Annotated in this window: 22 protein-coding genes; 9 read left to right on the forward strand and 13 right to left on the reverse strand. The window is 68.6% G+C overall.

Going from position 1 to position 19,136, the window contains the following annotated elements; genetic code table 11:
* Window positions 1-56 precede the first annotated feature (56 nt).
* The gene (locus G6048_RS11655) at window positions 57-563 is read left to right on the forward strand and encodes a GNAT family N-acetyltransferase (RefSeq protein ID WP_165339417.1); all 507 of its coding nucleotides are present in this window, start codon (window positions 57-59) and stop codon (window positions 561-563) included.
* A gap of 216 nt (window positions 564-779) precedes the next feature.
* A complete protein-coding gene (locus G6048_RS11660) occupies window positions 780-1,091 on the forward strand; it encodes a PASTA domain-containing protein (RefSeq protein WP_165339418.1) in 312 nt (103 codons plus the stop codon).
* 21 nt (window positions 1,092-1,112) lie between these two features.
* On the opposite strand, the gene G6048_RS11665 is transcribed toward G6048_RS11660, so the two are convergent.
* Window positions 1,113-1,808, reverse strand: a complete 696-nt coding sequence (locus G6048_RS11665; protein ID WP_165339419.1) for a demethylmenaquinone methyltransferase — start codon at window positions 1,806-1,808, stop codon at window positions 1,113-1,115.
* Between the two features lie 127 nt (window positions 1,809-1,935).
* On the opposite strand from G6048_RS11665, the gene G6048_RS11670 reads away from it, so the two are divergent.
* Window positions 1,936-3,018, forward strand: coding sequence for a chitinase (locus tag G6048_RS11670; RefSeq protein ID WP_165339420.1), 1,083 nt, complete (start codon window positions 1,936-1,938; stop codon window positions 3,016-3,018).
* A gap of 3 nt (window positions 3,019-3,021) precedes the next feature.
* Here the strand turns inward: G6048_RS11670 and G6048_RS11675 are convergent, their stop codons facing one another.
* From G6048_RS11675 to G6048_RS11690, 4 genes are all read right to left on the reverse strand, one after another.
* Window positions 3,022-3,471 carry an imidazolonepropionase-like domain-containing protein gene (locus G6048_RS11675; protein ID WP_165339421.1) on the reverse strand — a complete coding sequence of 150 codons (450 nt, stop codon included), beginning with the start codon at window positions 3,469-3,471 and terminating at the stop codon, window positions 3,022-3,024.
* A gap of 27 nt (window positions 3,472-3,498) precedes the next feature.
* Entirely contained in the window at window positions 3,499-4,698 is a 1,200-nt protein-coding gene (gene mqnC, locus G6048_RS11680) for a cyclic dehypoxanthinyl futalosine synthase (RefSeq protein WP_165339422.1), read from the reverse strand.
* A gap of 119 nt (window positions 4,699-4,817) precedes the next feature.
* Complete coding sequence (locus G6048_RS11685; protein WP_165339442.1) at window positions 4,818-5,483, reverse strand: prepilin peptidase; 666 nt, start codon at window positions 5,481-5,483, stop codon at window positions 4,818-4,820.
* Between the two features lie 189 nt (window positions 5,484-5,672).
* Window positions 5,673-8,669 carry a BTAD domain-containing putative transcriptional regulator gene (locus G6048_RS11690; protein WP_165339423.1) on the reverse strand — a complete coding sequence of 999 codons (2,997 nt, stop codon included), beginning with the start codon at window positions 8,667-8,669 and terminating at the stop codon, window positions 5,673-5,675.
* 328 nt (window positions 8,670-8,997) lie between these two features.
* Between G6048_RS11690 and G6048_RS11695 the strand changes: the two genes are divergently transcribed.
* On the forward strand, window positions 8,998-9,651 hold the full coding sequence (locus G6048_RS11695; RefSeq protein ID WP_165339424.1) for a hypothetical protein: 654 nt from the start codon (window positions 8,998-9,000) through the stop codon (window positions 9,649-9,651).
* Window positions 9,648-10,697 (forward strand): hypothetical protein, encoded by a 1,050-nt coding sequence (locus G6048_RS11700; protein WP_165339443.1) that lies wholly within the window; start codon window positions 9,648-9,650, stop codon window positions 10,695-10,697. Before G6048_RS11695 ends, G6048_RS11700 begins: the two co-directional genes overlap by 4 nt.
* A gap of 2 nt (window positions 10,698-10,699) precedes the next feature.
* On the opposite strand, the gene G6048_RS11705 is transcribed toward G6048_RS11700, so the two are convergent.
* Window positions 10,700-11,113, reverse strand: coding sequence for an ATP-binding protein (locus G6048_RS11705; protein ID WP_165339425.1), 414 nt, complete (start codon window positions 11,111-11,113; stop codon window positions 10,700-10,702).
* 239 nt (window positions 11,114-11,352) lie between these two features.
* On the opposite strand from G6048_RS11705, the gene G6048_RS11710 reads away from it, so the two are divergent.
* Window positions 11,353-12,204 (forward strand): helix-turn-helix domain-containing protein, encoded by an 852-nt coding sequence (locus G6048_RS11710; RefSeq protein ID WP_165339426.1) that lies wholly within the window; start codon window positions 11,353-11,355, stop codon window positions 12,202-12,204.
* 8 nt (window positions 12,205-12,212) lie between these two features.
* Complete coding sequence (locus G6048_RS11715; protein WP_165339427.1) at window positions 12,213-12,416, forward strand: DUF397 domain-containing protein; 204 nt, start codon at window positions 12,213-12,215, stop codon at window positions 12,414-12,416.
* Window positions 12,417-12,510: 94 nt separating this feature from the next.
* Here G6048_RS11715 and G6048_RS11720 read toward each other — a convergent pair whose 3' ends face one another.
* Window positions 12,511-12,714 carry a hypothetical protein gene (locus tag G6048_RS11720; protein WP_165339428.1) on the reverse strand — a complete coding sequence of 68 codons (204 nt, stop codon included), beginning with the start codon at window positions 12,712-12,714 and terminating at the stop codon, window positions 12,511-12,513.
* A gap of 493 nt (window positions 12,715-13,207) precedes the next feature.
* Here G6048_RS11720 and G6048_RS11725 point away from each other — a divergent pair, with 493 nt between their 5' ends.
* Window positions 13,208-13,546: a hypothetical protein gene (locus G6048_RS11725; protein ID WP_165339429.1), complete on the forward strand. Its 339-nt coding sequence runs from the start codon at window positions 13,208-13,210 to the stop codon at window positions 13,544-13,546.
* Window positions 13,547-13,641: 95 nt separating this feature from the next.
* Window positions 13,642-15,507, forward strand: coding sequence for a serine/threonine-protein kinase (locus G6048_RS48635; RefSeq protein WP_235989619.1), 1,866 nt, complete (start codon window positions 13,642-13,644; stop codon window positions 15,505-15,507).
* 6 nt (window positions 15,508-15,513) lie between these two features.
* Here G6048_RS48635 and G6048_RS11735 read toward each other — a convergent pair whose 3' ends face one another.
* The 6 genes from G6048_RS11735 to G6048_RS11760 are packed head-to-tail and all read right to left on the reverse strand — an operon-like array spanning window position 15,514 to window position 19,124.
* Window positions 15,514-15,990 (reverse strand): pilus assembly protein TadG-related protein, encoded by a 477-nt coding sequence (locus tag G6048_RS11735; protein WP_165339444.1) that lies wholly within the window; start codon window positions 15,988-15,990, stop codon window positions 15,514-15,516.
* 2 nt (window positions 15,991-15,992) lie between these two features.
* Window positions 15,993-16,406 (reverse strand): TadE/TadG family type IV pilus assembly protein, encoded by a 414-nt coding sequence (locus G6048_RS11740; RefSeq protein WP_328825748.1) that lies wholly within the window; start codon window positions 16,404-16,406, stop codon window positions 15,993-15,995.
* 39 nt (window positions 16,407-16,445) lie between these two features.
* Window positions 16,446-16,892, reverse strand: a complete 447-nt coding sequence (locus G6048_RS11745; RefSeq protein ID WP_165339430.1) for a TadE family protein — start codon at window positions 16,890-16,892, stop codon at window positions 16,446-16,448.
* Window positions 16,893-16,919: 27 nt separating this feature from the next.
* Window positions 16,920-17,171 (reverse strand): hypothetical protein, encoded by a 252-nt coding sequence (locus tag G6048_RS11750; RefSeq protein WP_165339431.1) that lies wholly within the window; start codon window positions 17,169-17,171, stop codon window positions 16,920-16,922.
* 34 nt (window positions 17,172-17,205) lie between these two features.
* On the reverse strand, window positions 17,206-18,126 hold the full coding sequence (locus tag G6048_RS11755) for a type II secretion system F family protein (RefSeq protein WP_165339432.1): 921 nt from the start codon (window positions 18,124-18,126) through the stop codon (window positions 17,206-17,208).
* Window positions 18,126-19,124 carry a type II secretion system F family protein gene (locus G6048_RS11760; RefSeq protein WP_165339446.1) on the reverse strand — a complete coding sequence of 333 codons (999 nt, stop codon included), beginning with the start codon at window positions 19,122-19,124 and terminating at the stop codon, window positions 18,126-18,128. Before G6048_RS11760 ends, G6048_RS11755 begins: the two co-directional genes overlap by 1 nt.
* Between the last annotated feature and the right edge of the window lie 12 nt (window positions 19,125-19,136).

A 19,136-nucleotide genomic window follows, 5' to 3' on the forward strand; every position in this document is an offset into this window, starting at 1 on the left:
ACTGGACATGGGCAGTCTATTCAGCGGTACTGATCACCCTGCTGAAGGGCCGCTCCATGAACCGACCTTCCCCCGTGGTACGACTGCGCGTCCCCACCGACGAGGACGCCTTCGCCTGGCACCGGATCTTCGACGACCCGGACGTGATGGAGTTCCACGGCGGAAAGCCGGCCGAGCTGTCCGTCTACGAGGAGTTGACCGCGCGCCAGCGCAGGCACGACGCCGAGTACGGCTTCTGCTTCTGGACCATGCTCGACGAGAGGGACGACGTCATCGGCTTCACGGGCGCCCAGCCGTGGCCGCACGCCTGGGGTCCGAAGGGCGAGATCGAGATCGGCTGGCGGCTCGGACGGGCGTACTGGGGCAAGGGGTACGTGACCACGGCGGCGTGGAGCACCCTCGACCGACTGCGGGCGACGGGCCTCACCAGCGTGGTGGCGATGGTCAACTCCCGCAACGAGCGCTCCATCGCGGTGACCAGACGCCTCGGAATGACCCTCGTCGAAAGGTTCACCTCGCCGGCCTCGCAGCAGACGGGCCACTGCTACCGGCTGGACCTCTAAGACCAGTGACGGCTGCCGGGTCAGCCTGCGAGACCGGTGACGGCTGCGTGGCCGACATGCGAGACGGGTGAGGCCCTCCGGGCTGGGTGTGACGCCTTCCGGGTCGGCCTCCGGGCCGGGTGACGCCTTACGGCAGCGCCCGGCTTCCGGCGGCGCGCGGCAGGGCTTACTCTTCCGGTACCGCTGGGGGTGACGTCTGTGCGTAAACCACCCGATGTGCGTGTACCGCGGCTCGTCGGCCTGATGGCCGTGGACGCGCGCGAGACGGCCGAGGCACGTGGCGTGCTGCTCGCCGCGCCGGACCGGCCCGACTTCCACCTGACCGTCGTCGACTACGTCGTACGCCAGTACCCGCCGCCCGGCACCGAGGTGCCACCCGGTGCCGTCGTCACCGTGTGGTTCGACTTCGGTGACGGGGAGGGCGGCGGAGGCGCGGGGGTTCGGGAGCCGCGGTTCCCTCACCCGCCTACGGGTGGGCTGTATCGCGAACTCGACGAACCGGGCGACCCGTTCGAGGTCCTGAGGTAAGCCGAGCCGGGGCCGTAGGGGTCAGGCCTGCTTGAAGCCCCGGTGCAATGCCACAACCCCGCCCGTGAGGTTTCGCCACGCCACCTTCGACCAGCCGGCCTTGCGCAGGCGGTCGGCCAGTGCGGGCTGGTCGGGCCAGGCGCGGATGGACTCGGCGAGGTAGACGTACGCGTCGGGGTTGGAGGAGACCGTCCTCGCGACCGGCGGCAGCGCGCGCATCAGGTACTCCGTGTATACGGTGCGGAAGGGCGCCCAAGTGGGGTGCGAGAACTCGCAGATCACCACACGTCCGCCCGGCCTCGTCACCCGGTACAGCTCGCGCAGCGCCGCGTCCGTGTCCTGGACGTTCCGCAGGCCGAAGGAGATCGTCACCGCGTCGAAGGTGTCGTTCTTGAAGGGCAGCCTGGTCGCATCGCCGGCCGTCAGCGGCAGCCAGGGATGGTTCCGCTTGCCGACCCGGAGCATCCCGAGCGAGAAGTCGCACGGCACGACGTACGCCCCCGTCCGTACGAAGGGCAGGGACGAGGTGGCCGTACCCGCCGCCAGGTCCAGCACCTTCTGCGCGGGCCGCGCGTCCACCGCCCTCGCGACCTCCTTGCGCCAGCGCCGGTCCTGGCCGAGTGACAGCACGTCGTTCGTCAGGTCGTACCGTTCCGCCACGTCGTCGAACATCGAGGCGACTTCGTGCGGCTGCTTGTTCAGGGAAGCGCGGGTCACGGGCCCATTGTGGCAGCCGAGCGCAGAGCCGGGACGCCCGGCCTGCCCGGCCGGGCCCGGATCGACGCCGCCGCCGGTGAGACGTTGCCCGTCCCCCGACGTACCTCACAGGAGAGGTGGATGTGCAATGAAGAGTCTTCTGAAACCGGCTGCCGGGCTCGTCTTCGCGACGGCGCTGACCTGTACGGGGTGCTCCTCCGACCCGTCACCCTCGCGGGCGGCCCCCACACTTCCCAGAACGCCCGCCCCCTCCACGGAGACGTCGCCGGATACGCCGGATACGCCGGACGCACCGGATACGCCGTCACAGCCGCCGCCGGAGACCCCCTTACCGCGGCCCGCGTTCGCCCCGTACGTCAGCGCCACCGCGGCCTCCGGCAACGAATCGATGGGCTCCGCGTCGGCGTACAACCTGGCCTTCGTGATCGCGGGCCGCGGCGGCTGCACGCCGACATGGGGCGAGTACGGCATCGGCAAGGCGTCGGTGAAGTCCAGGGTCTCGGCGCTGAAGTCGTCCGGGCGCAGCGTGCGGGTCTCCTTCGGCGGCGCCTCCGGCAAGGAGCTCGCGACGACCTGCAAGAGCGTCTCCAAGCTGGCCGGTGCCTACGCGACCGCGCTCGACGCCGCCGGTGCGACGGAGGCCGACTTCGACATCGAGGGCCCGCCGTTGTCCGACTCCAAGTCGGTGGCGCTGCGCTCCAAGGCCATCGCCCTGCTCCAGCAGCAACGCCCCGACGTCCGGGTGTCCTTCACGCTGCCCGTAATGCCGCACGGCCTCAACAAGGACAGCCGGGCCGTGTTGAAGTCCGCGAAAGCCGGCGGCGTGAAGGTCTCCACGGTCAACATCATGACGATGAACTACGGCAGTTCGTACGACGATGACATGGGCACCTACGCGATCAAGGCGGCCAAGGCGACCCACGGCCAGCTGAAGAAAATCTTCGGCCTCTCGCCCGAGGCCGCCTGGAAGGGCCTCGCCCTCACCCCGATGATCGGCGTCAACGACGTCGACAACGAGACGTTCACGGTGTCCGACGCGGCCCAAGTCCGGTCGTTCGCCGAGAAGAAGGACATCGCGTGGGTGTCGATGTGGGCGGCGGCCCGCGACCGGCAGTGCGCACGCGGCAAGGCGAAGCCGAACGTCGCACAGACCGACTGCAGTGGAGTGAAGCAGGAGGCGGGCGAGTTCGCGAAGGCCTTCTCCGGCTGACCGCTATCTCCGCCGGTGCACCAGCCGCCCCGCGCAGACGGTCGCGACACACGCGCCGGCCTCGTCGAAGACGGCGAGGTCGGCGCGGCCGGTGGCGACGATCGCGGTCGGCCGCGTATGCGGCAGCACGGCCACGCCGCCCCGCGCGGCGGCGGCACGCAGCTCCGCCGTGTCGGCGTACCGCTCCAGGATCGCGGTCGCCCCCGACTTCAGTACGGCGTGCACCTGCTCACGAGCCGAAGTCGCCTCGGGCAGCGCACTCTCGTGGACGAGCGCAGGCCCCAGCACGCCGGGCCATCGCCGTACCCGGGCGCCCGGAAACCTCTCGCGCAGCTCGTCCAGCGGCCCAACCGCCGCGACCCGATCGCCTTGGACGGCGACGGCGCTGCCCTTGATGGGCGGCTCCGCGTCCCAGGCGGTCCGCAACCCGTGGGCGGCGTGAATCGTCAGCACAGGGAGGCTAGTTGGAGCTGGTTGGGGCTAGTTGGAGGCGAGGAGCTTCAGCTCCGGGTGGGCCGTCCCGCCCGCGATCGCCGTCGACGAGATGTGCGACTGGACCCGCTCGTCGACGGGATCGTTCGCCGGGTCGTCGTGCACGACGAGGTGCTCGTACGTCGTCGCGCGCTGGGCCGGGACGCGTCCCGCCTTGCGGATCAGGTCGATGATCTCCATGCGGTTGGAGCGATGCTTGGCACCGGCCGACGAGACGACGTTCTCCTCCAGCATGATCGAACCGAGGTCGTCCGCGCCGTAGTGCAGCGACAGCTGGCCGACCTCCTTGCCGGTGGTGAGCCACGACCCCTGGATATGGGCGATGTTGTCCATGAACAGCCGCGCGATGGCGATCATGCGCAGATACTCGAAGAGCGTCGCCTGCGTACGACCCTTGAGGTGGTTGTTCTCGGGCTGGTACGTGTACGGGATGAAGGCCCGGAAGCCGCCCGTCCGGTCCTGTACGTCACGGATCATCCGCAGGTGCTCGATGCGCTCGGCGTTGGTCTCGCCCGTACCCATGAGCATGGTGGAGGTGGACTCCACGCCCAGCCGGTGGGCGGCCTCCATGATCTCCAGCCAGCGCTCACCGCTCTCCTTCAGCGGGGCGATCGCCTTGCGGGGCCGCGCGGGCAGCAGCTCGGCACCGGCGCCGGCGAAGGAGTCGAGCCCCGCGGCGTGAATCCGCGAGATGGCCTCTTCCACACTCACCTTGGAGATCCGGGCCATGTGCTCGACCTCCGACGCCCCCAGGGAGTGGATGACGAGCTGCGGGTACGCGGCCTTGATGGCGGCGAAGTGCTTCTCGTAGTACTCCACGCCGTAGTCCGGGTGATGCCCGCCCTGGAACATGATCTGCGTACCGCCGAGCTCGACGGTCTCCGCGCAGCGGCGCAGGATGTCGTCGAGATCGCGCGTCCAGCCCTTGTCGACGGCCTTCGGCGGCGCGTAGAAGGCGCAGAACTTGCAGGCCGTGACGCATACGTTCGTGTAGTTGATGTTGCGCTCGATGATGTACGTCGCGATGTGCTCGGTACCGGCGTATCGGCGGCGGCGTACGGCGTCGGCGGCGGCGCCCAGCGCGTGCAGCGGGGCGTCCCGGTAGAGGTCGAGCGCCTCCTCGGGGGTGATCCGCCCACCCTCGGCGGCACGGTCGAGGACGGACTGAAGGTCGGCGTTCTCGGTCACCGGGCGGTCCCTTTCGACAGGAGACGGAAAAGGCGCGAAGCGCTTCGAAATAAGGGTGGTGGTGGGAGACGGGTGGGCGGACTGATCCAGCGTACGCCAGCCCCTTGCGGCAGCTCGCGTCAGGCCGCGTACGCCCCGATGAGGGTGCCGACGAAGGCACCGGCGATGAGGAAGGGGCCGTACGGCACCGCGGTCTTGCGCCCGCCTCTGCGCGTAACGACGAGCCCGACCGCGTAGAACCCCGCCAGAAAGAACCCGGCGAAGGCACCCAGGATCAGTACCGCCCACCCGTACCAGCCGAGGACGGCTCCCAGCCAGAGCCCGACCTTCACGTCCCCGAAGGCCACCCAGTTCGGGTTGATGAGAAAGCAGACGAAGAACCACCCGGCGTACGCGAGCCCGCCGAGCAGCGCACCGGTCCAGTCACCGCTGTTCTCCGGCACCAGCGCCACGATCCCCAGCAGCCCCGGCACGGCGACGGCCACGGGCAGATTCACGACGTCGGGCAGCCGATGCACAGAGAAGTCGACGAGGGTGAGCAACACCCCGAAGGGCGCAACCAACAGCCATACGCCCAGCTCGGGCCGAGCACCGGTAGCAGCGGCGAGCGCAGCGCAGACGAGCGAGGTAGCGGCAACGACGAGCGGCGTACTGGGCCCATACGCCCGCCCCGCACACCGAGCCCACCCGATCCACCCGCTGATGACGTGCCCATCCGGACACTGAGCCCGCCACTCCTCCTCGGGCTCAACGGAGAGCCGATAGGCAGCACGGGGCACAAGCATCCCGGCAAGCGCACCCCAGAGGGCAGCACCGAGAATCAACGCCAATTCCACGAGCGGCTCCCCATCGCTGTGGGCAATCGTTCCGCTACCGCTGTGGGCAATCGTTCCGCAGGGCGATGGGGGTCCCCCCGCTCGAGCGAAGCCGAGAGTGGGGGAGGGTGGGCACAGCCACAAGCTCCGGGCAACTTGTCACCCAACGGCCGCAACACCACTCCGCCAAGAGGGCAGCAACTCATCCAACAGAGCCTCAGTCCGCGGCGGCAGCCCACGAGCACCGCTCCGAGACACCAAGTCCGCAGCAAGCCGCTGAAGCTGCGCAGCATCTCCCGTGGCATGAGTAGCCCGAAGCAACTCATGCCACAACCGCTCATCACCAGGCGCGGAGCCAAGCGCCGCGTTCAGCGCCTCAATGGCCTTCCCCGCGCGCCCCTTCTCAAGATGGAAGGCCGACAACGCCAGCCCGATATCCGCGACGAGCAAGGGCAGTTGCGCATCAATGATCTCGTGGGTGAGCCACCCATACCGCCCCGCCGGCCGCTCGGCCAACAACGGCCCCCGCACCAACACAAGCGCATCGGTCAGCAACCGCCCCCGCACAGCCCGGCTGTCGACCCCACGCCCCTGAGTCGCCTCGTGGTACAGCGACCGCAGCACATCAAGGTCGGACACCACGGACTTCGCCAGCTTGAGCCGGCCCGTCGAGTCGGTACCGAGCCGCGGCGTACCGTCCGGATCGTTGCCCAGCCACACCCGCAGCCGCTCGACGAGCGCGTCCCGCACATCCTCCGTGACCCCTCGGGGCCACAGCGCGGACGACAGCACGCGAGGGTGCACGCCTTCCCGGTGCAGAAGCAGCAGCGCCAGCGCCTCGTGCAGCAGTGGACTGCGCTCACCGTCCGGCGTATCGAGGCCGATGATCTCGTACGGCCCGACGAGTCGCGCGTACACGGCCGGCCGCCCCTGCTCGCTGATGTCGACGAGGAACGGCGGATCGGTGGCGGGACCGTTCGGCTCGCGCTCGGGATCCGCCTCGACGAACAGCTCTACGACGGCGCGCTGTTGGGCCACCGGCAGCAGTTGCGCGTCGAGTTCGAGCCCGAGGAGCGGCGCGAGCAGCTTGCCCTCGCCGGTGATCTCCATCTCCCAGGCGGCGCCGGGCAGATCGCCCGACTCCGTACCGACGAGATAGCCGATGCCCAACCGGCTGGCGTCGGAGGCGAGTTCGGCAAGCTTGACCGCGTCCTCGGCGGACGGTTCGGCGGCGAGGAGTACGAGATGCGGGGCCCAACGAGTGTGCTGGGCAGGGCCCGTACGCCCCGTAAGGACGGAGTCGTGACCCGCGGCACCGAGCGCCCCGCGCCGCTGCCGGGTCTCCGCCTCCATGGTCTCGATGAGGGCCTCGATGTCGTCGAGGTGCCGGAGCCGGTTGGGCGCGAGGGGCGTCAGATCCTCCCCGAACCCGACGAGCGTGATCGTCATGCGGTCGGACCAGCCGTTGGTCGCCAACTCGGCGGCCACGGAGGCGAACACGCCCGCCCTGTCCTCCTCGCTGCCGCTCAGCGAGACGATGCCGGGCACGGACTCCAGGTTGAGCAGCAGCCGCGAGTCGTCCATCGTGCCGAGGCTGACGAGTCCGGGGTACGGGGCTGCCGTGTCGGTGTCCTCGTACCGCTCGGCGTCCGCCCGTGCCAGCATCCAGAACGTCTGGTCCTGCCCGAGCTGCCACGGCACCGGCGGCCTCCCGGCGGGCTGCGCCAGTTGCAGATGCAAATCCCCGTTGCTCATCCAGGCCGCGTACACGGTCGGCAACGGCCGCGACTCCTCCGCGAGCGCAGCGGCCAGCCCGCGCAACGACCGGTCAAGAAGTCGTACGCCCTCGGGGTCGGCCCCCACGAGCAGCGCGTCCTGCGCATCGGCGGCCGTACCGGTGGGCGTCGGCGGCTCCATCATGCCGCGCCGCCCGCCGACGGCAGCGAGGGCCGACTGCCACAGGGCCTGACGGCGCCGGCGCCCGAGCGCGCCAAGGAGCCCGGCGGCGAGGAGGGGCGCACCGAGGAGGGCCTGCGGCAGCCCGAAGCCACTGTCGTCGGCGGCGGAGGTGGCGTGTTCCTGCCCCTGCTGGCCTTGGCCCTGCTGTCCGCGGTCCGGAGCGGGCCGCTGCTCGGGAACGGAAATCTGAGCAGTGTCATGATCAACAGCCCCGCTGCCACTGCCACTGCCGCTACCGCTGCCGTCCTGCTGTCCACTCCCCCGCTGCTCCGCGCTCCCCGTCTGGGAGTAGTCGGAGATCTGCTGCTGGACCTCCTTCGACACCTCCGGGGCCTCGTCGGGCATCTCGACGAGGTCGCCGCCGCGGGCGTCGCCGGGCATCTCCAGGATCCAGCCGGGCCGGATCAGACTGGCCTCGGAGAGCCTCGAACCGTCGGGCTGCGCACGGTCCTTGTTGAGCTGGTAGATCTCCTTGTACCGCCGCCCGTCACCAAGATGCCGCTCGGCGACCTCCCAGAGGGAGTCGTGATGGCGACCCTCCGGCGGCTGGATCCGGTAGTACTTCGTGTCGCCGCTGTCGGCGGTGCTTCCGCTTTCGGCGGCGTGCGCGGCGTTCGCGGCCTGCTCGGCCAGCGCGGCGGCGGCACTGGAGGCGGCCTGTTCCTGCTGCCCCAGCAGGCCGGCGGGCGTCTGCTGCGCGGCGGCGACGGTAGGCCGCTGGTTCTCCTGCATCTGTTGCCCGAGCTGCGAGAGTCCGGGCGCGAAGCTGGCCGCGGTCGCGCCGACCAGCAGCAACGCGGCGACGAGCTGCCGCGCGAGCAACTGGCTCGGACCGGCACCGGGAACGCGGTTCGGCATCCCGACGCCGGACAGGGCGGCCTTCATCTCCACGAGTACGCACGCCGTGAACTGGGCCCAGGCGAACCAGACGAGAACGGTCAGCACGTTCAGAAACGTCCCGGCCGTGATCTCCTGCTGCAGCCAGTCCAGACTCGGCGTCCCGCTGGGCAGTGGCCACCCCATCTGCGTGGCCAGCGCCCCCGGCACCCCCACCAGCAGAACAATCAGGGCAATAAAGGCAAAGAAGGCCTTGATGAAGTCCCCGAACGTACGCCGCCGCCGAGGCAAAGGCTGCGGCGTCCGATTCCTCGGACCCGGCGAACTGCCCGTCGAGCTGGAAGTGGTGCGTCGCGCCATGGCGGGTGTCCTGGTGTCGTGTGTGGAGGGAGGCTTGCGGGGGTGTGCTGAGCCTACTGAGATCTTAAGGAGGGTGTCGAAGGCCGGGCAGTGGACGCCCCTTCTCCAGCCACCCGATTCCTCACGCCCCGCCCCCTAGACCCGAGTTGTCCGGCGGCCGGTGGGCCGCACCACACCCGGGATGTGAGCCACTTCGCAACTGTCACGTCACACATCTCACGATCCCCACACAATCCCCTATCGCTGCTTCGATGCGCGCTACTTGCCCCTGATAGCTTCGTTCTCTGTTGCACACGCCAGAGACGCCTGACACAGGGGGAGTTCACCCGTGGCCCGCCGCATCGCGCCCATAGCCGCCACGTTCGCCGCCACGGCGGCGCTATTGATCACCGCTTGCGGTGGGGGTGACGATTCGTCTTCGCCGGATGACATCAAGGGGGCGGATACGGGCTCGAAGAGTCCGTCGGCTTCGGCGTCAGCGTCAACGCCGTCCGAGGCCAAGCGTCCGGAGATCACGCTCCCGAGCACCTTCCAGCTCACCTTCGAGGACTGGACGAGTAGCGAGCCCGTGGAGCAGGCCATCCTCAACGACGCGAAGGAGGAGGTGCGAGCGGGGTACGCGGCGATCATCGCCAACGAGCCGGACGGCGGTGACGCACTTGCCTTCTACGACACCGAGAACGGCCTCGCGCAGTCCACGAAGTGGATCAAGTCCTACACGGACAAAAACGTCACCGTCATCGGCGAGCTGCCCGCCTTCGACCCGAAGGTCAGCATGGCCGACAGTGGAAAAGCAGCATCCCTCAGCTACTGCACAGACGAGAGCAAGGCGTTCACGAAGAACCGCAAGACCGGCAAAGAGGTGGGGAATCCCGCGGGCACAGACCCTGAGGTCGCTTACACGGCCACGCTAGTGAAGAGCGCTCAGGGCGTGTGGCAGAACGATTCCGTCACCGCGCAGAGGGGCGGGTGCTCGCAGTGAAGCCGTGGCACAAGGGAATCCCTGTCATCGCCACGTCAATTGCCGCGGCGCTCCTGGGTTCCACTCCTGCCAACGCGTTCGGAGAATCCGACACGAAAGGCGAAGCCGAAGGCAAGGAACTGACCGCCTCCGCCACGCACTCGCGGATCCAGGTCACCCAAGTGAGCGGCTCTACCGGCGGAAAGCAGGGCACCCTCTCGTCGACGGATGTGAACTGGGAGCCGCCGCCCTGCTGGTATGAGCCCCTCTTCACCCCCGAGCAGATGAAGAACTTCGCCGAGACCGACGGCAACGGCCACGTCGCCATCCGCCAGTCGTGGACCGGAACTGGACTGTGGACCGACCACTTCAGGGACGAGAAGGATGCCGGCAGGCATTTCGGCACCCCGGCGACCGTGCAGGGCTACAAGAACTACAACCTCGACAAAGAAGGCTACTTCTGGCACGGAGTCGCTCCGAACGTCACCGCCATCGACGACACGTCCAAGTGCAGCCGACTCATCTTCTGGCAGGACGCGGGCGAGATCCCCGACGACCCTGACGCCCCCACAGCACGGACCCTCGCCGAGTACGCCTACGACAAGGTCGAGGTCCCCGAGACCCAGGTCGAGCTGAAGCCGGAGGCCAAGTCGACGGTCAACGCGCCCACTTGGGTGTGGCTGGACAAGGGCACGTTCAAGGAGGTCAAGGTCCGCGCCGAGCTCCCGAACACAGGCCTGTGGGCGGAGACGACCGCCAAACCGATCGCCCTCCACCTGGAGCCGGGCACGGACGACGCGGAGACCTTCCCCTCCTCCGGCGACTGCGAGATCAACGACGACGGCTCGATCGGCACCCCGTACAAGACGGGCGACGCCGGGAAGACCCCTCCGTGCGGCATCAGGTACCTACGAGCCACCAATGGCGAACCGTACGAGCTGTCCGCCTCGGTGACCTGGGAGATCACCTGGGAAGGCGCGGGTGGCGATGGCGGCGACCTCCCGAACGGCACCTTCGAGACCACCCAGGACATGAACGTCCAGGAAATCCAGTCGGTCAACCGCTGACGCTACGCGGCCCGCAAGTCGCACCACACGTACTTGCCCCTGTCGCCGCCGCGCCTGAGCGGATGCCAGCCCCAGTCATCGGCGCAGGCCCGGACGAGTTCGAGCCCGCGGCCCGCCTCCGCGTCCACGGCGTGAGCCAACTCCCGTGGGGGCGGCGGCGGTTCGGGGTCGGCGTCCCAGGCCTCGATGCGTAGGACTCCGTCCCGCCAGTGCAGGCGCAGGGACGCGGGCCCTTTCGTGTGCCGTACGGAGTTGGAGACGAGCTCGGTTACCAGCAGCTCGGCGACTTCGGTGAGCCGGATGAGCCCGTGGATGGTGAGGATCAGGCGCAAGGTGCGCCGGCAGACGGTTACGGCTCGGACGTCATGCGGGATGTGGAGCGTGTACTCCCAGGGCTCGTCCATGGGTTTGGGCATGTGTGAACTCCATTTGATGGAAGGCGAGTTGTCGAGAGGGTGCAACGGAAGACGGGCGATGGCTCGGCCGCAGCCGTCACGGCATGACGGAGCGGTGCACTTTCGGAGCCCCGAGGTTCCGTTGCGTGTGCGACGCATCACCGACGGTAGACCTCTAAATTTAGGTATCGCAAGTCGTTGCCGTAACCTGACGCCCGAACGAGTCACTCAGGCAGGCGAGTTGAACAGAGGAGCCCTGGATGGCATTGCGGAGCCGCCCGACCGCTCGGCAGCTGCGTCTGGGTGCCGAGCTGCGCAGAATGCGCGAGGCGGCAGGCATGACGGCACGGGAGACGGCGGCACTTCTCGGAGTGAACTCCACACAGATGACCCACATCGAGTCCGCCCTCACCGGCGTGAGTGAAGTACGCCTGCGCCGCCTGGCGACCCTGTACGCCTGCCTCGACGAAGCCCTGATCGACGGGCTGGTAAAGATGGCCATCGACAGGACACGTGGCTGGTGGGAGGAGTTCCGCGGGATCCTGCCCTCCCCTTTCCTGGACCTGTCGGAGTTGGAGCACCATTCCACGTCCCGGCGCGATGTGGACTTCCTCCACGTACCCGGGCTGCTCCAGACAGAGGACTACGCACGTGCCCTCTTCTCGTTCACGACCCCCGAACTCTCAGAAAGCGAACTGGATTCGTGGGTAAGCCACAGGATGCGGCGTCGCGCAGTCCTCGAAGGGCCCCAGCCGACCCCCTACGAAACGGTGATCCACGAATCGGCACTACGGATCAGAGTCGGCGACCGCACTGCGATGCGGGTCCAGCTCACCAGAATCCTGGAACTATCCGAAGCGGACCACGTGACAGTACGCGTCATCCCCTACGACCTGGATGGGTTCGCCGGCGCCGGAAGCGCCATGGTGTACATGGGCGGCACAGTGCCCCGTTTGGACACAGTCGTGCGTGACGCACCGTATGGCACGGCGTTCATCGACGCCGAAGCCCAACTCGACCGCCTTCGAACGCTCTTCCGTAAGGTAGAGAGCGTGTCATTCGAGCCCGAGCGGTCGCGTGACTTCATCCACCGCTTGGCCAAGGAACTGTGAGGCGAGGCATGACCACTCCAGACACCTGGCAGAAGTCCTCCTTCTCAGGCGGCGGTGAAGGCAACGCCTGCGTCGAACTCGCTGCCACCCCCACCACCATCCACCTCCGCGAAAGCGACACCCCCACCACCCAACTCACCACCACCCCCACCCCGCTGGCCAACCTCCTCCGCTCCATACGCTCCGGAGCCCTGGCCACACCTTCGACGTAACCGCAACGGGCCCCTCCGCCGGGGCACCGGTCCGCGAAAAGCCTGAACACTTCCCAGGGAAGTGTTCAGGCTTTTCGCGGACCTTCGTCAGCAATCAGTGAGCGGCAGCGTGAACGCTCACGCCCGCCACGACACCGTCGGCCGAGGCCACGGCAAAGGCGTCGGCGCAGAGGTCGACGTTGACAGGTCCGGCCTGGAGAAGGCCACCGCCGGACACACCGCCCGCGAGGCCGCCGGACACGTTGTCCAGGCCGGCGTCGGAGAGCTCTGCGGTTTCAACCTGGGGGGTGAAGTTCATGGCGCGCGTTTCCCTTCGGAGGTGAATTTCTCGATGGCGGAGTTCGCCCGATTCCCAAAAACCGGGAACCATTCCCGGCAACTCACGCCGTGCGCAGGATCAAAGCACGCCTACGAATGCACGACCAGCCGCTCCCTGCCCCTGCGGGGCTCATTCCGATGCCCAACTCCACACCCGTGACGACCAACTCACCGAATACACCAACTCCTTCACACACCCGTTCACGCCGCTGCACGCACAACAGTTGCCACCAGGTTTCCAAGCCGGACATCCACCCGCCAAAGCCTCATGCCGCAAAACAGGTGTGACAGATATTCAGGTTCCGCATGACCTCCCGGTGAATGCTGTGCAGGTTTCCCAGATCTTCCGCCGCTGCCCGACGGATCACCTGCGTCAACGCCACAAGCCCCGCCTGTCAGACCGATGCGGTACTTTCACACGTACGTTCTGAAGAGTCCGTAGCCGCCACGCACATCACAGGGGGATCGAAGACATGGCCAAGCCCGACCTCGCGCTTCCGCTCACTGAGATGGAGGACTACGGGAGCCGGCTGCGTGACATCAAGCAGCGTATGAACCACACCAAGAAGCTCTTCGAGTCCTACCGGGACGACGTGGGCGACGGTGGGGTGTACGACAAGCTCGAAGAGTTCGAGTCGAACTGGGAGGACGGCCGCGAGGACATCAACCAACAGCTCGATGCCCTGGCCAGCATGTCCGACGCCATTGTCCGCGAGTTCAAGAAGGTCGACGACGACCTGGCGAAGAAGGCCCGCGATGGCGTGAAGACGAAGGAGAAGGGCGGGGGCGGAAAGGGCGGCGGCGACAAGTAGGCCGCCCCGCAGGACCCCGGCCGCGACCTCCCTGGAGTGGGCAACCGTCACTTCCGTAACATGGCCAGTCCATGCCAACGGGGAGGGACGCACCCATGCAGGACCTGGCGCCGGACGACGCCCGTGAGATAGCCGGTTACCGACTTCAGGGGCGCTTGGGCGAAGGCGGCATGGGGGTCGTGTACCTGTCGCACACGCGGGGCGGGCAGCCGGTGGCGCTGAAGGTCGTCAGGCGGGAGTACGCGCAGGACCCGGAGTTCCGGCGGCGCTTCACCCAGGAGGTCACCTCCGCCCGCCGCGTGCAGGGCCCCTACACCGCGCCGGTGCTGGACAGTTACACCGACGGCCCCGAGCCCTGGCTCGCCGTCAGCTACGTACCCGGGCCCTCCCTCGCCTCCGCCGTGTACGAGCACGGAGTGCTGCCGCTGCGTACGGTGTTGCAGCTGACCGCGGGCATCGCCGAGGCCCTCCAGACCATCCACGCGGCCGGCGTCATCCACCGCGACCTCAAGCCCTCCAACGTGCTGCTGGCCTCCGACGGACCGCGCGTCATCGACTTCGGTATCGCCCGCGCCGCCGACACCACCGCCCTGACCGGCACGGACGTACGACTCGGCACACCCGCCTACATGGCGCCCGAGCAGGCCATGGGCGGCGAGGTCACCCCTGCCCTGGACCTCTTCGCGCTCGGCCTGATCGCATACTTCGCGGCAACCGGCCGCCATCCGTTCGGCGACGGCGCCTCGCAGGCACTGCTCTACCGGATCGTCTCCACCGAGCCCGATCTGAGCGCCTGCCCCGAGGAACTGCGCGGCATCGTGGCCGCCTGCCTCGCCAAGGACCCCGCTGCCAGGCCGACACCGGCGCAGCTCATCGAAGCCTGCAACACCCTTGCCGGTACAGGGGGTTTGGTGCGTCACGAGGGCTGGTGGCTGCCGCCGGCCGTCGCGCAGCAGATCGCCCAGCAGGAGCAGACGATGCGCCTGCACTCGGCTCCCGCCGCTCCCGCCGCCCCGGCTCCGGCTCCGGGCGCCCCCGCCCCCGTCGCGCCGCAGGCGTACCCGGTACCCACGCAGCCCGGCCTCGCCCCGGATGCCGCCTTCGCGGCAGCGGCCCCGACGCGCCCCGCGCACTCTCCGGCCGAGGGCTTCATGGCCTCCGTGCCCACCGCACCTGCCTATGCGCCGCCCTCCGCGCACCCGTCCACCGCGTCGGCTCCGGCCGCCAAACGGCGTCGTACACCACTGATCGCGGCGCTCGCTGTCGTAGGTGTACTGGCCGTCAGCGGGGGTTCCATCGCCGCGTACCAGCTGATGGCGGACGACAACTCCGAGGGCGGCAGCTCGGCGTCCGGCAACTCCAAGTCCGGTTCCGAGGTGGCGGACGGATCCGGCAGCGGTGACAGCGGGGCCAGCGCTGAAGCGGGCGCGCCGGCGGGCAAGGCGGCGCCGAAGACGGAGGCGGGGTGGCAGGTCAGCGCGCAGAACAAGAATCTGGTTTTCCGGGCTCCGAAGTTCGATCCAAACGGCGAGGACGTCGGACTCCGCGCGCAGTGCAGGCCGTCGGACATCACCATTCTCGACATCGACGATCTCGGTGTCGAAATCAACCAGGGCTTCAGGCCGACTACCGGTGGTCGGCTCACCTACACGGACTGCGCGGAGCCCATCGACGGTAACGGCATCAACCTCGCCGACGACGGCGGTTCCTACAGCACCATCGCCGAGCGCCGCCCCTCCCCCAGCGCATGCCGGGACGCCGCGCAAAAGGCCGACCTTCCCAACCCCATTCCAGTGAGCAAGATCAGGGACGACTCACTGCTCAAGGCGAACACCGGCATCTGCATCGCATCCAGCGAAGGCGCCGTCACTCACCTCTGGATCACACGGATCAACAAGGAACCAGAGAACGACAACCTCAGCACCTACGTGCTCACGGCCACCCAGTGGAAGCCCGAGTAACGACGGTCAGCCGACCTGGTTCTCCGCCACCGCCTGGCCATGGACGATCACGTCTCCGCCGTACAACATGCCCGTGAAGACCGGGGAGTACGTGAGCTGGACCTCGACCTCCACCTCGTCCGCGTTCGCGGCCACGCAGTGCGTGGCGCCGATGTCCGCGCCGGACATGCCCATCTCGTTGGCGAAGGCCTTCACGCGGGCGTTGCAGTTCTCGAAGAGGATCGGGGCGGGGCCGGCTTGGTTGTCGTAGAGGGCTTCGAGGTCGATGTCCTGGGCGGCGTAGCGGGCGGCCTGTTCCGCGATGTCGGCGGCACGTTCCCGCTTGGAGATCGACAGGCCGCCGTCGATGACGAAGGCCGACAGGGACAGGAACACGAGCGCGAAGATGATGACCGCGCCGGCGCCCGAGCCCCGGTCGTCCATCCGGGCCCGGCGGGCCGCAATCCATACACGCGCATCCCATCCGCGTACAGCAGAGCGCAGCGTCACGCCGTCCTCCGGAGCGGGTCGAGCGGCGAGCTGAAGCTGGCCGTCAGCGTCGTGGGGATGTCCACGCCGATCATCGCGAGGCCACGTATCTCGCAGCTCACCTCGACCGTGAAGATCGTGTCGGGTACGAAGCCCTCACTGGTCTGGTTCACCGTCACCGGGCCCGCGCAGACGTCATCGAGGTTGGCCTCCGCGGCTTTTCGCGCCTCCGCCATGGCCGTGGCGTGGTCCTTCTGGATCGAACCCGCGCGCGCCGCGTCCCGTGCGGCCCCGTCCAAGGCCCCCCGCCCGTCCACCACTTGCCCGAAGGCCACCAGAAGGAGGATGAACATGATCATCACGGGAGCGAGGATCACCACCTCGATCGTGGACAGCCCACGGTCCCGGTCCCGGGAAGCCAGGACCCGCACCCGAGCCCGTACAAATGCGAGCGTGCCGAAAGAGCGCACCTAGTCCACGTCCTCCACGAACCGCTCCACCGGCCCCGACGACTCCGCGTGCACCGTGAAATCAAGGCCGGGAAAGACCGTCGGCACCTTGGCCGTGATCTCCACACCCACCGTGTTCTCCTCCGGCTGGAGCATCGTCACGTCGGGAGCGAGGACCAACTGCGGTCCCAGCTGCTCGATATAGCTGTCGACCACGTCCTGCGCCTCGCCCCGCCAGGCGCCCGGCTGTTCGTCGGCCGTCGCGCGCGCCTTCCGCGCGCCCGCCTGTGCCGCCGCCTGGGCCACATGATCGGCGAAGAAGTACAGCGCGAACTGCACCGTCGCGAAGATCATGAAGAAGAGTACGGGCGTGAGCAGCACGAACTCGATCGCGGTCATGCCGGAGTCGCCGCGGGCGGAGGCGGCCTCCACCCGGCGGCGTACCCAGCGTCGTACGCTCACCAGCAACCCCGTATGGATGTGAAATGGAAGAAATCAGCAGGTGCTGCCCGCGTCCGCACCTTCGATGCAGTCCTTCACCTTGTTGGCGCCAGTGTCCAGCGCCCCGTTGATGATCGCGGCGACCGCGCCGACGATCGCCACGACGACCGCCGAAATGATCACCCACTCCACCGCGGAGGCCCCCCGGTCGAGCTCGCCGGAGCGGGCGCGCTGCACCCTCCCCTGGAGGAAGGTGATCAGGAAGTCCACCCCCGGGATCCCGGTGTTGAAGTTCCGTCCGTTCATGGTGAGTTGTCCTCTCAGAAGGTAGTGGTCGGCTTCAGACCTGGAACACACGCATCGCGGCGGGGAAAATCAGGAACACCAGGAACCCCCCGCACAGCAGAAGTTGGGCCACAAGCATCGACTGCGACTTCTCCCCCGCACTGCCCTCGATATCGGCGAGTTCGCGGTGCCGCATCGTCTCGGCACGTGAGGCGAGGGACTCGCGGACCTTCGCGCCGTCGTCCGCGACGAGCGCCAACGAGGCCGACAGGTCCTTGAGTTCCTCGACGCCCAGCTCCTCGCCGAGCGAGCCGAGCGCCTGCCACTGGCTGATGCCGGTGATCCGGGCGTCGGACAGCGCGTTGCGGATCCGCTGGGTCGCCCAGCCGTCCGAAATCTCGGCGGCGGCCATCAGGGCCTCCGGGAGACCCCGGCCGCCGGCCAGGCTCATCGACACCAGGTCCAGGTACGCGCCGATCACGCGCCGCAGGTCACGCCGTTTGTCGGCCGCGTCCCGCCGCACCTCCAGATCCGGCAGGAAGAAGAAGAGAACCGCGAAGAGCAGCGCCAGCCAGACCGGGATGATCGGACTGCGGCCCACTCCCAGCGTCCACACCACGGCGAACAGGAGCGGCCCGAAGAACAGACCCGCCGCCCCCAGCAGGACCTTCGTCGCGAGGAACTTCTCCCAACTCCGGTCCAGGACAGCGAGATCCGCCCGCAGCGACCGCTGCTCCCAGCCCTGCTGCATATAGAACTCGGCGACGCGCTGGCCCACTCCGGCCCGCATGCTGCCCAGCCGCCCCGCGTCGGCGGTGCGGTGCGAGGACTCGTACGCCGCGCCCCGCGCCCGCATCGCGTCGATGCGCGCGACCTGGGAAACGGCGCTGCGCTTCGACGGCATCAGCGCCCGTACGAGGGCGTAGACGCCCAGGCCCAGAACGGCGCCGATCACGATCGGCATGGTCAGATCCATCAGCGACGCACCCCCTCTTCCGACGGCGCCAGCGACTGAGCCGGCCCCGACGGCTGCGACTGGGCCGGCATTCGGGGACGTACGAACTGGACCGCCGCCTCGTCCCGGACCAGGAACCTTTCCGGCGTCTCGATCGTCGACAGCTTGCGCAGCCACCAGAAGCCGAGCGCGAACAGGCCGCAGACACAGGCGAGTACGAGCTGCCCGATCGCCGTGCCGTACGGCTCGACGAACTCACGGTTGAAGATGGACAGGCCGAGCACGAAGGAGATCGAGACGGCGACAACGATCTGTACGGACCGCCGCGTCGACGCCCGCTGCGCCATGACGCGCTGCCGCATGTCGACCTCCTCGCGCGCCGACTTGGCGAGCGCGCCCAGGACTTGGCGCAGACCCGGGCCGCGCAGCCGTGCGTTGAGGATGAGCGCGGCGACGATGATGTCGGCGGAGGCGTCGTTGATCTCGTCGGCGAGGTGCTGCAGGGCCTCGGGCAGCGGCGTACGGGAGCGGAGCCGGTCGACGAGGGCGTCGAGGTGCGGGCGCAGTACGGGAGCGGACGCGCGCGCGGACGCCGGGATGGCCTGCTCCAGACCGACCGCGCCCGCGATCGTGTCACGCAGTGATTCAGTCCAGGACGCGAGCGCTTCTACGCGGCGCATGGCGGCCTTCTCCTCGGAGGCGCCGCCGAAGAGCTTGTCCCAGAAGAAGACGAGTACGGCGGCGGCGATACCGGCCACCGCCCACTGGGTGAGCAGCAGGACGACGATTCCGGCGCCGGCCGCGATCGAACCGCGCTGACCGGCGAACTTGATGAGCTCCCCGGCCCGTTCCCCGGCCTTGTGCTTCTCGTGCTCGGGCTTGGCGGGCAGTCCCCGCACCGCGACGGCGAACAGCGCGAGTCCGCCGCCGACGGCGACCCCGCACCCCAGCGCGTACAGCACCGTCGTGGAGAAGAGCCCGCCCATGGACCCGAGCGAGCCGAGCGCGGCAAGCTGCATGGCCGACCCCGT

This window comes from Streptomyces ureilyticus (assembly GCF_011045025.1).
Taxonomy (GTDB): domain Bacteria; phylum Actinomycetota; class Actinomycetes; order Streptomycetales; family Streptomycetaceae; genus Streptomyces; species Streptomyces ureilyticus.

Excerpts from the sequence above, each read along its gene's own strand:
- G6048_RS11655 (WP_165339417.1), top strand. The coding sequence starts at position 57 with ATGAACCGACCTTCCCCCGTGGTACGACTGCGCGTCCCCACCGACGAG.
- G6048_RS11670 (WP_165339420.1), top strand. The coding sequence starts at position 1,936 with ATGAAGAGTCTTCTGAAACCGGCTGCCGGGCTCGTCTTCGCGACGGCG.
- G6048_RS11685 (WP_165339442.1), bottom strand. The coding sequence starts at position 5,483 with ATGCTTGTGCCCCGTGCTGCCTATCGGCTCTCCGTTGAGCCCGAGGAG.
- G6048_RS11690 (WP_165339423.1), bottom strand. The coding sequence starts at position 8,669 with ATGGCGCGACGCACCACTTCCAGCTCGACGGGCAGTTCGCCGGGTCCG.
- G6048_RS11705 (WP_165339425.1), bottom strand. The coding sequence starts at position 11,113 with ATGCCCAAACCCATGGACGAGCCCTGGGAGTACACGCTCCACATCCCG.
- G6048_RS11710 (WP_165339426.1), top strand. The coding sequence starts at position 11,353 with ATGGCATTGCGGAGCCGCCCGACCGCTCGGCAGCTGCGTCTGGGTGCC.
- G6048_RS11715 (WP_165339427.1), top strand. The coding sequence starts at position 12,213 with ATGACCACTCCAGACACCTGGCAGAAGTCCTCCTTCTCAGGCGGCGGT.
- G6048_RS11720 (WP_165339428.1), bottom strand. The coding sequence starts at position 12,714 with ATGAACTTCACCCCCCAGGTTGAAACCGCAGAGCTCTCCGACGCCGGC.
- G6048_RS11725 (WP_165339429.1), top strand. The coding sequence starts at position 13,208 with ATGGCCAAGCCCGACCTCGCGCTTCCGCTCACTGAGATGGAGGACTAC.
- G6048_RS48635 (WP_235989619.1), top strand. The coding sequence starts at position 13,642 with ATGCAGGACCTGGCGCCGGACGACGCCCGTGAGATAGCCGGTTACCGA.
- G6048_RS11750 (WP_165339431.1), bottom strand. The coding sequence starts at position 17,171 with ATGAACGGACGGAACTTCAACACCGGGATCCCGGGGGTGGACTTCCTG.
- G6048_RS11755 (WP_165339432.1), bottom strand. The coding sequence starts at position 18,126 with ATGGATCTGACCATGCCGATCGTGATCGGCGCCGTTCTGGGCCTGGGC.
- G6048_RS11760 (WP_165339446.1), bottom strand. The coding sequence starts at position 19,124 with ATGCAGCTTGCCGCGCTCGGCTCGCTCGGGTCCATGGGCGGGCTCTTC.